The organism is Mucilaginibacter sabulilitoris (assembly GCF_034262375.1).
Lineage (GTDB): Bacteria > Bacteroidota > Bacteroidia > Sphingobacteriales > Sphingobacteriaceae > Mucilaginibacter > Mucilaginibacter sabulilitoris.
In genome coordinates this window covers 5,558,137-5,574,037 of sequence record NZ_CP139558.1, presented here as the reverse complement: position 1 = coordinate 5,574,037, position 15,901 = coordinate 5,558,137, and the positions used below count along the sequence as shown (strand labels likewise).

General features: G+C 40.1%; 14 protein-coding genes. 9 read left to right on the top strand and 5 right to left on the bottom strand.

All coding sequences use genetic code 11. The features are described from left to right. The first annotated feature begins 12 nt into the window (after positions 1–12). The 7 genes from SNE25_RS23825 to SNE25_RS23795 all read left to right on the top strand — a co-directional run bounded on the left by SNE25_RS23825 (position 13) and on the right by SNE25_RS23795 (position 7,983). Positions 13–1,002, top strand: a complete 990-nt coding sequence (locus SNE25_RS23825; RefSeq protein WP_321561520.1) for a c-type cytochrome — start codon at positions 13–15, stop codon at positions 1,000–1,002. A 104-nt stretch (positions 1,003–1,106) separates the two neighbouring features. Continuing rightward, a complete protein-coding gene (gene tig, locus SNE25_RS23820; protein ID WP_321561519.1) occupies positions 1,107–2,462 on the top strand; it encodes a trigger factor in 1,356 nt (451 codons plus the stop codon). A gap of 349 nt (positions 2,463–2,811) precedes the next feature. Beyond that, entirely contained in the window at positions 2,812–3,537 is a 726-nt protein-coding gene (locus tag SNE25_RS23815) for an ATP-dependent Clp protease proteolytic subunit (protein WP_321561518.1), read from the top strand. A 147-nt stretch (positions 3,538–3,684) separates the two neighbouring features. After that, positions 3,685–4,923 carry an ATP-dependent Clp protease ATP-binding subunit ClpX gene (gene clpX / locus SNE25_RS23810; protein ID WP_321561517.1) on the top strand — a complete coding sequence of 413 codons (1,239 nt, stop codon included), beginning with the start codon at positions 3,685–3,687 and terminating at the stop codon, positions 4,921–4,923. 217 nt (positions 4,924–5,140) lie between these two features. Beyond that, positions 5,141–5,995: an AMP nucleosidase gene (locus SNE25_RS23805; RefSeq protein ID WP_321561516.1), complete on the top strand. Its 855-nt coding sequence runs from the start codon at positions 5,141–5,143 to the stop codon at positions 5,993–5,995. Between the two features lie 181 nt (positions 5,996–6,176). Further along, the gene (locus tag SNE25_RS23800; protein ID WP_321561515.1) at positions 6,177–7,535 is read left to right on the top strand and encodes a pyridoxal-phosphate dependent enzyme; all 1,359 of its coding nucleotides are present in this window, start codon (positions 6,177–6,179) and stop codon (positions 7,533–7,535) included. Between the two features lie 79 nt (positions 7,536–7,614). Then, positions 7,615–7,983: a YbbC/YhhH family protein gene (locus tag SNE25_RS23795; protein WP_321561514.1), complete on the top strand. Its 369-nt coding sequence runs from the start codon at positions 7,615–7,617 to the stop codon at positions 7,981–7,983. A 44-nt stretch (positions 7,984–8,027) separates the two neighbouring features. Here SNE25_RS23795 and SNE25_RS23790 read toward each other — a convergent pair whose 3' ends face one another. From SNE25_RS23790 to SNE25_RS23780, 3 genes are all read right to left on the bottom strand, one after another. Next, on the bottom strand, positions 8,028–9,593 hold the full coding sequence (locus SNE25_RS23790) for an ArnT family glycosyltransferase (RefSeq protein ID WP_321561513.1): 1,566 nt from the start codon (positions 9,591–9,593) through the stop codon (positions 8,028–8,030). A 169-nt stretch (positions 9,594–9,762) separates the two neighbouring features. Beyond that, positions 9,763–11,070, bottom strand: coding sequence for a UDP-N-acetylglucosamine 1-carboxyvinyltransferase (gene murA / locus SNE25_RS23785; protein ID WP_321561512.1), 1,308 nt, complete (start codon positions 11,068–11,070; stop codon positions 9,763–9,765). A 241-nt stretch (positions 11,071–11,311) separates the two neighbouring features. Continuing rightward, on the bottom strand, positions 11,312–12,028 hold the full coding sequence (locus tag SNE25_RS23780) for a DUF4290 domain-containing protein (protein ID WP_321561511.1): 717 nt from the start codon (positions 12,026–12,028) through the stop codon (positions 11,312–11,314). A 351-nt stretch (positions 12,029–12,379) separates the two neighbouring features. On the opposite strand from SNE25_RS23780, the gene SNE25_RS23775 reads away from it, so the two are divergent. After that, on the top strand, positions 12,380–13,435 hold the full coding sequence (locus tag SNE25_RS23775; RefSeq protein ID WP_407667054.1) for a mandelate racemase/muconate lactonizing enzyme family protein: 1,056 nt from the start codon (positions 12,380–12,382) through the stop codon (positions 13,433–13,435). A gap of 55 nt (positions 13,436–13,490) precedes the next feature. Here the strand turns inward: SNE25_RS23775 and SNE25_RS23770 are convergent, their stop codons facing one another. Further along, complete coding sequence (locus SNE25_RS23770; protein WP_321561509.1) at positions 13,491–13,616, bottom strand: hypothetical protein; 126 nt, start codon at positions 13,614–13,616, stop codon at positions 13,491–13,493. Between the two features lie 359 nt (positions 13,617–13,975). Beyond that, the gene (locus tag SNE25_RS23765) at positions 13,976–14,752 is read right to left on the bottom strand and encodes an NUDIX hydrolase (protein WP_321561508.1); all 777 of its coding nucleotides are present in this window, start codon (positions 14,750–14,752) and stop codon (positions 13,976–13,978) included. Positions 14,753–14,889: 137 nt separating this feature from the next. On the opposite strand from SNE25_RS23765, the gene SNE25_RS23760 reads away from it, so the two are divergent. Further along, positions 14,890–15,894, top strand: coding sequence for a sugar phosphate isomerase/epimerase family protein (locus tag SNE25_RS23760; protein WP_321561507.1), 1,005 nt, complete (start codon positions 14,890–14,892; stop codon positions 15,892–15,894). Positions 15,895–15,901: the final 7 nt, after the last annotated feature.

Below are 15,901 nucleotides of genomic sequence, written 5' to 3'. Positions count from 1 at the left end.
CCTTATCTTATCATGAAAAAGTTTTTAAAATATACCCTCTATACTGTTATAGTTGTGGTATTAATTGTTGTAGCCGGTATAAGTTATGTTACGCTGGCTTTGCCTAATGTGGGCGAACCGGAAACCATTAAAGTTGAGGCTACACCGCAGCGTATTGAACGTGGTAAATACCTGGCCAATAATATCACCTTATGTATGGATTGCCATTCTACCCGGGACTGGAGCATATTTGCAGGCCCCATGAAGCCGGGTACACTGGGAGCAGGGGGCGAAAAGTTTGATGCCAATGTGGGTTTTCCAGGCGACGTACAGGTACCTAACATTACACCGTATCATTTAAAAAACTGGACAGACGGCGAACTGTTCAGGGCCATTACCACTGGAGTGAAAAAAGACGGTTCGGCTATTTTCCCGCTAATGCCCTGGCCGTCTTATTCAAAAATGGGAAGGGAGGATGTTTATGCTATTATTGCTTATCTGCGCAGTGTTCAACCTATCGAGGTCAGTTATCCTCAAAGCAAGCTCAACTTCCCTTTAAATATATTGGTACATACCATGCCGCAAAAGGCTACGCTGGGTACCATACCCAACGAACGTGATACCGTTAAATATGGTGAATACCTGGTTACCATTGCTGCTTGCAAAGATTGCCATACTCAGGATAAACAAGGGAAACTGATTGAAGGACTGGAATATGCTGGGGGGCATGCCTATACTGTACCGGGAGCAGGTACAGTAAGATCAGCCAATATTACACCTGATAAGCAAACCGGCATTGGTAGCTGGACAAAAGAACAGTTTTTGAGTAGGTTTAAAGAATATGCCGATAGCAGCAGTAAACCGATAGCTGTAAAACCGGGTGAATACCAAACCATTATGCCATGGTACAGGTATGGCGCCATGAAAACCGGCGATCTTGAAGCCATATACGCCTATCTGAAAACGATTAAACCTAAAAAAAACCAGGTTAATAAATTTACTCCGGCAGCAACGCGCGATTAAATAAATTCAAAATAAATTCGTAATTTTGCGCCTCGAAATTTGTATAGCCAAATTGGTTTTCAGGCTACGTTTCAAAGGATTAAATTAAATTACCCGGTAAAAAGATGAATATTACACAGGAAAAAGTAGACGCCCTGAATGCAGTTGTTAAAATCAACATCAACCCTGAAGATTACCAGCCACGTGTTGACAAAGCCATAAAAGAAAATGCTAAAAAAGCTAAATTACCAGGTTTCCGTCCCGGAATGGTACCGGCATCACATATAAAAAGAATGTACGGTAAAAGTATTTTAGTTGATGAGATCAACAACTTGTTATCAGACTCTTTAAATAAATATATCGATGAGCAAAAGCTGGAAGTTTTAGGACAGCCATTGCCAAAGCTTGATGACGATAAAGAATACAATTGGGATTTCAACGATAATTTTGAATTTAATTACGAACTGGGCTTGGCGCCTGAGTTCAACATTGATTTTTCATCAAAAGATAAAGCAACCCAATATGTGATCAAAGTTGATGACGAAACGCTTGCTTCACGTATCAAAAATATTCGCCGCAGTTATGGCAAAATGACAAATCCTGACGTATCGGCAGATGATGACGTTCTTTATGCAGAATTGGTTCAACTTTCTCCAGATGGTTCTGTTTTTGAGGATGGTATAAGCAATACTGCATCTGTACGTTTAGATCAGATCAAAGACGAAGCTATTAAAGCTTCATTGATCGGCCTTAAAAAAGATGATGTATTAACGTTTGATATTCAGAAAGCTTTTGATAACGATGCGCCAAAAGTTGCCGGTTTATTAAAAATTGAAGAAGATGAGGCAGCTGATTTAAAATCAAACTTTCAATTAACTGTTAAAAATGTTAACCGTTTAGAAGAAAGCGATTTAAATCAGGAGTTCTTTGACAAATTATTTGGTGAAGGTACAGTAACTACCGAAGCGGAATTTACAGCTAGAATTACTGAAGAGCTGGAAGCTATGATGGTTCAGGATTCAGAACGCAAACTGCAGGACGATATCTACAAACTAAGCGTAGCCAAAGTTGAATTTAATTTACCTGACGAATTTTTAAAACGCTGGTTAAAGGCTACTAACGAAAAACTTACAGACGAAGAGCTGGAAGGTGGTTATAATGATTTTGCTACCAACCTTAAATGGACCTTGATTGAAAACAAGATCATTAAGGACAATAAGATCGAGATTAAATACGAAGAAGTATTTGAACTTGCTAAAGTGCGGTTAGATCAGCAATTCAGAATGTACAGCCCTCAGCCTATTCCTGATGAGCAATTAGGCCAGTACACTGTACAATACCTGCAAAATAAAGAGAATGCTAACAAAATATTTGAAGAAGTAAAAGCATTAAGGGTATTTGATTTTATTAAAAGCGTAATAACCTTAGATAAAAAAGATATCCTGTTTACTGATTTTAATAAATTGGTTTCGGAAAAATAAGATATCCGGTATCAGACTTACGAAGGTTTTAAAACTTCGTAAGTCTATAATCTAAAATATTTTACCAAAAGCAACTCACAAGGTTGCTTTTGTTGTATCAGAGCTTTGTATGCAAATAAAAAACGCGTCATTGCCAGGTACGAAGCAATCTCTATGCTGTACAGAGCATCATGCCAGTCTGATCTATCTCCGCAGAGATTGTTTCCTACCTGGCAATGACGTGTGTCAGATACTTCACCACATGAATATTTTTACTTAATACAAACTATCTTTCTAAAATTGTATTCAACTAAAAACTATATTTAACGCAAGTAAAATCTTGCATCCTAAAAACAACATAACAAAAACCATGAGTAGTAACATCGATAAGAACGAATTCAGAAATTATGCTGTTAAACACCATCGTCTTAACAGCCTTCACGTAGATAAATTTATAGCCAGTGTTGACAGGAGCAGAATGCCAAGTGGTATATATACGCCTACCGGCATGACTCCTTATATTATTGAGGAACGCCAGTTAAATGTTGCCCAGATGGACGTGTTTTCACGCCTCATGATGGACCGTATCATTTTCCTGGGAGATGCCATTTATGAAAATATCGCAAACATTATCCAGGCCCAGTTGCTGTTCTTGCAGTCGGCAGATAGTAAACGCGATATCCAGATTTACATAAACTCACCCGGTGGGTCAGTTTATGCAGGTTTAGGTATTTATGATACCATGCAGTTTATATCAAATGACGTGGCCACTATCTGTACAGGTATGGCAGCTTCAATGGCAGCTGTATTATTATGCGCAGGTACCGAAGGTAAAAGGGCTATATTGCCACATGCAAGGGTAATGATTCATCAGCCATCGGGCGGTGCTCAGGGTCAGCAGTCAGATATTGAGATCTCTTACCATGAGATCACCAAATTGAAAAAAGAGTTGTACCAGATCATTGCCGATCATAGTGGTGCATCTTTTGAAAAAGTTTGGGACGCGTCAGATCGTGACTACTGGATGATTGCAGAAGAAGCCAAGGAATTTGGTATGGTTGACGAGATTTTAAAAGGTAGTAAAGGCGCTAAATAAGTTGGCCTGTAATGAATATTGAGTTCCGGGTTTTGAGTGATAATGATATCTTAACAGTTGTTCGTTTTAACTCAAAACCCTATACTCAAAACTCATTACTTTTTTTTATCATTCCAATTAGTTAATTTTGGATTACAAACAAATCAGATGAATAAGAGCAGTAAGGAAATCAGGTGTTCATTTTGCGGTGCCGGAAAACAGGATTCCCTGATGTTGATTGCGGGTCTTGACGCACATATTTGTGACAAATGTGTGAATCAGGCTAATGAAATATTGGCTGAGGAGTTAAAGGTGCGTAAAGTTAAAGCTTCACCTTCTGCACCGGCTTTGCTTAAACCCGCCGAAATTAAAACACATCTTGACCAGTATGTTATAGGTCAGGATGATGCCAAAAAGATACTTTCTGTAGCAGTATATAACCATTATAAGCGCTTAAACCAGCGTATTGATAAGGATGAGGTTGAGATAGAAAAATCAAACATCATTATGGTGGGCGAAACCGGTACGGGTAAAACCTTACTGGCAAAAACCATGGCTAAAATACTTAACGTTCCGTTTTGTATTTGCGATGCTACCGTATTGACCGAAGCTGGTTATGTGGGGGAGGATGTGGAAAGTATACTTACCCGTTTGTTGCAGTCTGCCGATTATGATGTAACACTGGCCGAAAAAGGTATTGTTTATATTGATGAGGTTGATAAAATAGCCCGTAAAAGTGATAATGCCTCCATCACCCGCGATGTGTCTGGTGAAGGTGTGCAGCAGGCTTTGTTAAAAATACTGGAAGGCACTATGGTGAATGTACCTCCACAGGGAGGACGTAAGCACCCCGATCAAAAAATGATCACGGTAAATACCAGTAATATATTGTTTATATGCGGGGGCGCCTTTGATGGCATCGACCGTAAAATAGCCAACAGGCTGCGTACACAAACAGTGGGTTATAAACTAAAACGCGATGATGGGGAGGTTGATATGAAAAACCTCTACAAATACATCACCCCACAGGACCTGAAATCATTTGGTTTAATACCTGAGTTGATAGGCCGATTACCGGTACTTACCTATTTAAACCCGCTTGACAGGGCCGCGTTGCGTAATATATTAACCGAGCCTAAAAATTCCCTTTTAAAACAATACAAAAAGCTGTTTGAATATGAAGGCGTAAAACTTGAATTTGACGACGAAGTGCTGGAGTTTATTGTTGACAAGGCAATGGAATTTAAACTTGGGGCGAGGGGTTTGCGTTCAATATGCGAGGCTATTATGATTGATGCCATGTTTGAGTTCCCGTCTAAAAAAGATGTGAAACGCCTGCAGGTAACATTAGATTATGCCCACGAAAAATTTGAAAAATCGGATCTGAAAAAATTAAAAGTAGCGTAACAATTTGATATAGTTAATCAGCTATCTTTATTAAAATAAATGCAGACCCTGGTGCAACGCCGGGGTTTGTTGTATAAACAGGTTTTATTCAGTATCAGGTAGATAGTATCAAATAGGGTAGTATCATGTATCAAGACTTTACTCTGTCGAATATCAAAGATATCTATCCCGATACCTTATACTAACTACTTGATAATAAGCTATTAAAGGAAAAAATATGAATGAAGAATTGAATGTTAAAAAAGACCCTACCGATGCACCGGTAGTAAAAGAGGTACATACACCCATAAAATCGGGCCTTAAAACTAAGGAAGCTATTGTGGCCAATTGGTTGCCGCGTTATACCGGCCGTCCGCTGGAAGCTTTTGGCGAATATATTATACTCACCAACTTTTCAAAATATATACAGCTGTTTTCGCAATGGCATGATAACGCCCCTATCATGGGTGTCGAAAAACCAATGCAAAGTGTAACTGCCAATGGTATCACCATTATTAACTTTGGTATGGGCAGCTCGGTTGCCGCCACTGTAATGGATCTGCTTACCGCTATACATCCCAAAGCGGTTATATTTTTAGGTAAATGCGGCGGGTTAAAAAAGAAAAATAATGTTGGCGACCTGATATTACCCATAGCTGCCATAAGGGGAGAGGGTACCTCAAACGATTATTTGCCGCCCGAAGTGCCCGCGCTGCCATCATTTGCCCTGCAAAAAGCCATATCAACCACCATACGTGATTACTCGCGCGATTACTGGACCGGAACTTGCTATACCACTAACCGCCGGGTTTGGGAGCATGATAAAACCTTTAAAAAATACCTGAAAGATTTGCGGGCTATGGCAGTAGATATGGAAACCGCTACTATTTTTACCACCGGTTTCGCCAACAAAATTCCGACAGGTGCGCTGCTGCTGGTATCTGATCAGCCTATGATCCCCGAAGGTGTTAAAACCGCCGAAAGTGATTCGACAGTAACGGAGCAATATGTAGAAACGCATCTACATATCGGTATTGAATCATTAAAACAACTAATCAACAACGGCTTAACGGTAAAACATTTGAAGTTTTAAGTTAGCTCATTGGTTTATTTGTTCATTGATTGAAATATTGACTTAATCTAAATCAGATAAGACAAATGGCTTAATAAACTAGTGAACAACTGAACCAATTTAAATTACAATATATCGCTTAAGAAAGTTAATTTTGAGGTATTACCAGGCTAAGTATACCGGGTTAGTAGATATTTAAATTATGTGGTATAACAATATATTAGAAACCATTGGCCAAACGCCTCTGGTTAAATTAAATAAGGTTACAAAGGATATTCCTGCTACGGTTTTGGCTAAAATTGAGACCACCAATCCGGGCAACTCCATTAAGGATCGTATGGCTCTTAAAATGATTGAGGATGCCGAAAAAAGTGGCAAGCTTAAACCAGGAGGTACCATTATTGAAGGTACATCGGGGAATACCGGTATGGGCCTGGCTATTGCGGCGGTAATCAAGGGTTACAAATGTATTTTTACCAGTACCGATAAACAATCAAAAGAAAAATTTGATGCCCTGCGCGCTTTTGGCGCCGAGGTTATTGTTTGCCCAACCAATGTGGAACCTGAGGATCCGCGTTCATATTATTCTGTATCGTCTCGCCTGGAGCGGGAGGTGCCTAATTCATGGAAGCCAAACCAGTATGATAACCTGAGCAATTCGCAGGCCCATTATGAGCAAACCGGTCCGGAAATATGGGAACAAACTGAAGGTAAGATCACGCACCTTGTAGTGGGTGTGGGTACCGGTGGTACTATATCAGGCACAGCGCGTTATCTGAAAGAGAAAAACCCAAACATACAGGTACTGGGTATTGATACTTACGGTTCGGTATTTAAAAAATACAAGGAAACCGGTATCATGGATAAAAACGAGATCTATCCATATATTACCGAAGGTATTGGCGAAGATTTTTTACCGCAGAACGTTGATTTCAGCTTGATTGATCACTTTGAAAAAGTAACCGATAAAGACGCGGCGCTGATGACCCGTGAAATTGCTCGTAAGGAAGGTATCTTCGCCGGTAACTCAACCGGATCTGCAGTGGCTGGTACATTGCAAATGAAAGACCGTTTTAAGGAGGGCGACGTAGTAGTTATCATTTTCCCTGACCATGGTACACGTTACCTCGGTAAAATGTATAACGACGACTGGCTGCGCGACCGTGGATTTTTAAAGGATGGCAAACTCACCGCCCACGATATCATCAATAAAAAAGAGTACCAGGAAATTATTACCATTGATTGCGAAAAAAGCGTGCTCGAGGCCATCAATACCATCAAATCACTTAATATATCGCAAATACCGGTTACCCAAAAGGGGATGGTAATAGGCAAGATCACCGAAAGTGATATTCTGGATTCGCTGATCGAAAACCCTTCCATCAAATCACAACCGATAAAAAACATAACCACAGCGCCATTTCCGTTTGTTGACCTGAACACATCTATCGATAAAATTTCGGGAATGATCAATAAGGATAATATAGCCGTGCTGGTTGAGGATGAGGGTAAAATTGAGATCATTACCCAGTATGATATTATAAACGCAATTTCGGCTTAATTTTTTAGGTTAAAGGCGAAAAGGATAAAGGTAAAAGGTGTTATGCTGTTGCATGGTGCATTTTTATTAAGATTTAGCAATGAAAATTGGCCTAACCTTATTAGTAATCTTAATGCCTCTATTTAGTTTAGCACAACAGCATCAAATGCTTGGGTTGGAGGTAGCTAAAAGTGAACTTAAAGATGCTTTGGTAAATAAAACGGACGTTAAAATAAAAGTTGATAAAGTAATATCAAATAAACAAACTGCTATTGCTGTTTCTGAACCTATTTTATTTAAAGTATACGGCAAAGATCAAATATTACAAGAAAGACCATACGAGGTTTATAAGATAAACGGTTATTGGGTTTTAAACGGGACGTTACCTGAAGGGATGCTCGGGGGCGGATTTCTTATAATTCTGGCTGCTAAAGATGGTCAAGTGTTAAAGCTAACTCATTATAAATAACCAAAATGTTTCTTCTCAATAAAGAGACGTGGCTTTAGCCTCTTTTATTCCTGTCTTTTCCTGGCCAGCTCTTTAGTATATCTTTCCTGTAGTGGAGCCAAAATATCAGTTATCAGGTATATGCCGGTACCTTTTTCAAGGGCAAGGGGATATTCAATTTCGCCTAATTTTTTGAATGAACCGATCATCTTTCCGTCAACAAATTGTTTGATGTTGCCGCCGTTATCATCATCCACATAAATTAGGTATTTACACTTAAGGCTGTCAGGCGCCCAAAGCGAAAAACTGCTGTTAAGTGATATTACACCGGGATAGTTAAACTGTTTACGATAATGATGCAAGGCGCCCGCCTCGCCATAATTATCAGCATAAATAATGGTCTGTTTTTGCTGTTCAGGTGTTAAGCTGCGGTAGGCTTGGCCAACTTTTTTTGCCAGCTCGTCCCAGCCAAACATATCCGCGTAATCCTGTGTTAGGGAGTGTTGTTTTCTATCTTCCCAGGTGGTTATGAAATTAAATGCCGGAACATTTTTGTTTATAAACCCAATGAAACCCAATGTTTGCTGCAATGATAAAACAGGTAACACCATCGGGAACAGAAACAAGTTCGGAAGCACAAACAACACCACCACAAATGTGCGCAGTACATAGCCGTTGGTTTTTAGCAACCGTTCAAAGGCAAAGCCTCCCGCCGCAAACAGCATAGGGTAAGCGCCGAACAGGTAATAGTTTTTGCCATCCATTTTTAATAAAAAAAGGAATATCAATACATAGGCAATGGCCAAAAATTGGAAATTGCGCAACCTGAAAGAGAATATTAAAAAAAGGAAACCGGTAAACCAAACGAATAAGGCAATACCATGTACGGTGAGCTGCTGCTCAATAAAGTCAGCAGGTGTAATGTAATTGAGCTGCTGTTCACGCAGGGCCTTCATGTGGCTTACTAAAGGCCAATGGTGATGAATTTGCCATATCAGGTTAGGTAAACAAATTAAAAAAGCCACCACAGCTGCGCCCAATATATGCCTGTTAAATAAGAGTTTACGTTGTTTGCTGATGAGGATACCCACAATGAGCGCGAACGTGAAAAATGCCATGGTGTATTTGGTGAGCATCCCCAGTCCAACCACCAGGCCAAGCCAATACAGGTATTTAACATCGGTGGTGTTGAGGTATTTAATAAGCAGCCAAACGGTTAACACCCACCAAAGCTGATCAAACACTACGGGTTGAAAAAGATAACCACTTGCTGCGAAAGCAGGTGAAAATATAAGTGCGAGGCTGGTAAGCGTTATAGCGAATTTGCGCCCGCCAAATTCCATGGTAATAAGTCCCGTGAACCAGATGATAAGCCCACTGCAAATAGTTGGGAAAATACGTGCCGCGAAAACGGAATCGCCGAATAATGTTATAGATAGTTTGGCCAGTACAGCAATAATGGGAGGCACTTCCTTATATCCCCAGTCAAGGTGATCGGCAAGTACCAGGTGTAAAAACTCATCACGGTGGAAACCGAAATGACTTATAGCAAATAAATTGAGAGCAACCTTTACAAATACAAAAATCAGTATAAAATAAACGTAGGTAGACCTTCGGTTTTTGTATGACATTGTTCAGAAATAGGTTTATTGAGCCAAAGGCGCAAAGCTGAAAGCTAAAGCTATTAAAAAAAAGCAGAAAGCAAAAGGCTTAAGATAAAAAGCTTTTTACTATATAAGTAAGTACTTTATCTTAAGCCTTTAAATTATTTGAGCATTCTAATGCTTTCAGCTTTTTAGCTTAAATTCTTGTTATATCCGCACCAAGCGCTTTTAAACGGGCATCAATATGCTGGTAACCACGTTCAATTTGCTCTATATTATAAATGGTCGATTTGCCCTGCGCCGATAGCGCTGCTATTAGTAATGACACACCTGCCCGTATATCGGGCGAGGTCATGGAAATACCACGCAGCTGCACCTGCTTGTCTAACCCAATAACGGTAGCGCGGTGAGGGTCGCAAAGAATGATCTGCGCGCCCATATCCAGTAATTTATCTACAAAGAACAGGCGGCTTTCAAACATTTTTTGATGAATAAGCACCGATCCTTTTGCCTGTATAGCTACCACCAGCACAATACTCAACAAATCGGGGGTAAAGCCTGGCCATGGTGCATCGGCAATGGTCATGATGGAGCCATCGATAAAAGTTTCTATCTCATAATGATCTTGTGCCGGGATATAAATATCATCACCGCGTAGCTCCAGTTTAATACCCAGGCGTTTAAATACATCGGGTATCATACCCAGTTCAGGATATTTTACATCTTTTATAGTAATTTCAGAACCGGTCATGGCAGCAAGACCAATGAACGAGCCAATCTCAATCATGTCAGGCAGTAAACGGTGCTCGGTACCGCCAAGTGAAGTTACACCTTCAATAGTAAGCAGGTTTGAACCTATACCACTTATTTTGGCGCCCATGCGGTTCAGCATTTTACAAAGTTGCTGCAGGTAAGGTTCACAAGCGGCATTATATATGGTAGTAACACCCTTGGCCAAAACAGCAGCCATAACAATATTAGCTGTGCCGGTTACAGATGCTTCATCAAGCAAAATGTAAGTACCCTGCAGGTTCGAAGCATCCACATTGAAAAAGCCATTGTCTGGGTTGTAATCAAACCGTGCGCCCAGTTTTTCAAATCCCAGGAAGTGGGTGTCCAAACGTCTGCGACCAATTTTGTCGCCTCCGGGTTTAGGAATAGCCGCCTTACCAAAGCGTGCCAGTAATGGCCCTACTATCATGATGGATCCGCGCAGGCCGCCCCCTTTTGATTTAAAAGCTTCTGACTGAAAAAAATCCAGGTCAATATCTTTGGCTGTAAAGGTATAAGTATCATCATCGATTTTCTCTACAATAACGCCCATATCCCCCAATAGCTCTATCAGCTTATTTACGTCCTTTATATCGGGTATATTACTGATAGTAATTTTCTGATCGGTTAACAATACCGCCGAAATTACCTGCAATGCTTCATTTTTTGCTCCCTGTGGAGTTATCTCGCCCTTTAGCGGTTTCCCGCCGTTTATCACAAATGCGTTATTCATAGGAGTTTTATAATTGATTGGATGATGATTCGTTTAACATACTTCAACATAGTAAAAACTATGCTAATTACCGGCAAAGATTATAAAATAAATGGACATCTGCATTAGCATTAGCTCATTAGTTCTACCGTTTATTTATCGATTGGACTCAGCCCGTTTTTGGCTTTTCTCAATATTATTTTAAACAAAAGGCCCGGTTTTTATAAAACCAGGCCTTTGCCTTTTAGCACGCGGTTACTAATTAATATTTCTTGGCGCCATTATTCCGGTTACGGTTATTTTGATTATTGTTATTCCGGTTACGATTGTTTTGATTATTGTTATTCCGGTTGTTCTGGTTGTTATTTCGGGCCCGGTTGTTCTGGTTGTTATTGCTCGGATTAGGACGGAACTCAACACGGTTAAGATTAACATTATCTTCCAGCTTCAATGTTCCGCCTGATAGGGCGAAAAGGTCAGCCAGTATACTTTCGTCAGCAACCGAGTCCTTATTCCATTGTACATAGGCCATTTTCATGAAATTGGCTATAGCCTGTACCATGTGGCGTTTACGGTCCGGGTCGTCAATGCTTTTTGCCTTTTCTATCATCAGCTCAATGGTTTTGCCATAGTGCTTGTATTTAATACGCTGATGCGGGTATCTTAATGGCTGAGGCTTAAGGTGTATGGCATCAGGCGATGGCTTGGGGTAGGGTGAATCAACATCTATCTGGTAATCAGAAATGATATGCAGGTGATCCCAGAGTTTATGTTTAAAATCGGCAACGTCGCGCAGGTGCGGGTTTAAAAAACCCATAAGGTCAATTACCACTTGCGCGTAGCGGTTGCGTTCTTCTTTAGTGGGCAGCGCTACAATATATTTTACCATATTTTGTACGTTGCGGCCATATTCAGACAGGATAAGCTTATTCCTGGTTGAGTTATAATCAAATTTTTCAGGCGTGTTTGTTAAAGCCATGTTAATTGTATTGTTGTTAAGAAAAGTTTTAAGTTAGCCTGACAAGTTCTCTGTGAATAAGAGTAAAAGAGGCTAAAATTGAATTGTACTGTATTGTAGTAACGCAAATATAATGTAATAGTATTAATGTGCAAATTATTGAATCAAAATGTTACTTTAATTTGTTTTTCGCTACTTGAATGTTAAAAATGCAGCAATTAAAATGGTTATGTAATTATGAACAGGTTAAGTCGTTTGGTAAATAGTAAGGTCTGTGATAATTTGTTTTAATTTAGTTTTTAAATACTTCAAATCTTGAAAAATACGCCAGTAATTATTACCCATACAGATATATACCGTTTCAGCATACCGATGGATCCATTCACTATTGCTACCGGAACCATGGATCATGCGCAGAATGTTTTTATAAGGATACACACCGATGCAGGATTTTATGGCGTTGGCGAGTGCTCGGCTTTTCCGGTGATTACCGGCGAAACACAGGATACGTGTTTGGTAATGGCCCGCGAATTTGCCCGGCTATGGAAAGGCCAGGATGCGCTGGATATTCCCGCCCGTATGCAGCAGCTGCATGATTTTACCGCGGGTAACACCACCATAAAAAGCGCTTTTGACATGGCCCTGTTTGATATTGCTGCTAAAAATGTAGGCCTGCCGTTATACCAATTATTAAGCGGCAAGAGGCGGGAGGTGGAATCAGACATTACCATTGGTATATCGGGGCCGCACGCTATGGCATTAAAGGCGCTTGATTTTAAGGCTTCGGGCGCAACTATTCTGAAGGTTAAGTTGGGTAAAAATGCCATTGAAGATGTAGAACGTATCAGGCAGATCCGTGAGGCTGTAGGTGCCAATTTAAAGATACGTATTGATGCTAATCAGGGCTGGAGTTTTGACGAAGCCGTGTTTGCGCTGCAGGCAATGGGCGCTTATGATATTGAATTTTGCGAGCAGCCTATGCGCACCTGGTATGATGATCGCCTGCCACAGCTCATGCAGTTATCGCCGGTAAAGATTATGGCCGATGAAAGTGTTTATACCCATCATGATGCCCGTAAACAGATCAACAGCGGTTCATGTCATTATATTAACATAAAAATGGCTAAGTCAGGTGGTATATTGGAAGCTAAGAAAATACATGATGAGGCAGCTGCAAAGGGTATTGCCTGCATGATGGGGGGGATGCTTGAGAGCCGCATTGCACTGAGCGCGAAACTGCACTTTGTATATGCCAGTCCTAATATTAAATTTTATGATATGGATACCTGTATGCTGGGCCATTTGCAGGACCCCTGTATAGGAGGAGTAACTTACGAAGGGTACAAGCTAAATATCAGCGATGAGCCGGGTATTGGCGCGGATGCTAATGAAGCTTTTCTGGCCAATTGCGAACACGTTAAAATATAATAAAACAGGCCGGTGAACTGTGTGCCCATCGACCTGATACCTTTTTAGTGGGGGATTACAAAAGTGGTCGTCTTTTTGACCTGCTTGCAGCCTTGGCCGCGGCGCTTTTCTCCTGTTTTGTTGCTTTTTGCTCACGAACCTCTTTTGCGGCGTCGTTTTTTGCTTTGTCCTTGGCTTCCATAATAGTACGTTTTATATATAATAATACTTCTTACTTTGCTGATTTGTTTTAATTATAATGATAAAAAATGTCATATTAATATCAGAAACCAATCGTGCAATCCAACGCTTATCAAAAGTCAATCTCTCCCAAATATCAACATCGACGATCTGTTTAGATTTTTGCCACTATATTCAACATATATCAAGTTTTATTATCTCCCGAACAATTAACTAACAGCTGCCCTTTTTTACTTGTTTACCTTAGTGTATTTTTTACATATTTGGTAAAAAATAAAAACTAAATGCCTTATTCATAGGTAAATATAAATAAAAGGGTAATATTATTTTAGCGTTATATAAAATGCAAAATTGGCATATTTAGGATAATGTTGTTCCAATTTCAAGGGCTTTATTGTAGGTTTTTATATCAAATTTGTATAAAAAAGGGGCCCTGTGAGGACCTATGTTACGTTTTTCGCTCAGCTTTTTAATCAGGCCAAGGAATACAAGCTTCTTCGGAAAGTTACGAATGTCCAGCTTTTTGCCTAATAGAGTTTCGTAAACAGAATGAATTTCGGTAAGGGTAAATTTTTGAGGCAGCAGCTTTTCGGCAATTGGGTAATAGTATAATTGTATTCTGAGGGTATGCAATGCATCTTTTACCATTTGGTCATGATCAAAAAGCAAGGGGGGGATTTCGTTAATATTAAACCAGGCACAAAAATCCGACATGAAATCGCCCTGTGGGGTTACCAGCGAAAAATCAGTAAGCGCGTAATAGCCAACAGAAATGGTTTGGTCCATCAACCAGCTGTCTTTTATAGGTTCTACACCAATCTTCTTCAAAAAGTTTTCAAAATCAATTTCACTCCATTTTATCCGGTCGGGGTCGCCAAATGATTTATATTGTTGCAGGTAAAGGTCCTTTAATCCCGTTCGTTCCATAACTATACGGTTGGCAGCCTCATCCAGTGTTTCGGTGCGCTTAATATAACCACCGGGTAAACAATAACCATCAAGGGCTTTATAGTTTGATAATAATATTTTCAACTGGTGGTCATGGTACCCAAATATGGCGCTGTCTATCGATATGTGGGGTATATAATGCTTATATCCGTTTTTTACAAAGTCTTGCAGTTCGCTTATCGTATCCATAAAGCTTAAAATACATCAATTAAGCTCAAAAATACTGAATTAAATTTTCTATTTGGTAAAATTTGCTAAATAGAAATTAAGTCATATCTTTATTTTGTAAATTTTACCAAATAGAAACCTCACTTATTTTTTTTCTCATGACATTAAACAGAAGAGACTTTCTCACCACTGCTGTGATGGGCGCCGCAGGCATTGGATTAGCCGCCGCTATTCCCAATTATTTATATGCAAAAACAGAGAACAAGGAGGATGGATTGTTTTTTAAACTTGCCCTTTCGCAGTTTTCATTAGCCAGCCAGTTCTGGAGCAAAAAGCTCGATCCGCTTGATTTTCCGGCCAAAACAAAAAAAGACTTCGGAATTGAAGGGCTGGATTACTGCTCCATGTTTTTTGCCGATAAAGCAAAAGATACTCAGTTTTTAACCGAACTCAAAAAGCGCTCGGCCGATAATGGCTGCTATAACCTGCGTATAATGGTTGATGGGGAAGGTGTACTGGGCGATCCAAATGCGATAGAAAGGATAAAAGCTATTGAAAAGCATTATAAGTGGATAGATGCTGCCGCTGTTTTAGGTTGCCCCATGGTCAGGGTGAATGTGGAGGGAGATGGGAAACCCGATGAGGTAGCCAGAGCGGCAGAGGATAGTTTGACCAAATTAATTGAGTATGGAAGTAAAAGTAAGGTAGATGTTATAGTAGAAAATCACGTAGGTATATCCTGCAACGGCGCCTGGCTCGCTGGTGTTATGAAAAGTTTAAATAACAGCCATTGCGGTACCCTGGCCGATTTTGGAAACTTTTGCATCAACCGTACCAAACCCGAAGCACAAACTATCGAGGCCTATATGAAAACAAAATGCCTGGAAGAGTACGACCGGTATAAAGGTATTACCGAGCTTATGCCCTATGCCAAAGGTGTGCATGCTAAAACACATCTATTTGATGCTGAAGGCAATGATACCGAAACGGATTTTAATAAAATGTTCAGTATCATCAAAAAGTCGGGTTTTAATGGTTGGGTGAGTATTGAATATGAAGGTGGCTTGTTTAAAATGTATGCACCCGAAAGTAAATACCTGGATGACGACGCCGGAGTTTTGGCCACAAAAAAACTGGTTGAAAAGACCGGTAAAGCAGTTTAACTAGGGT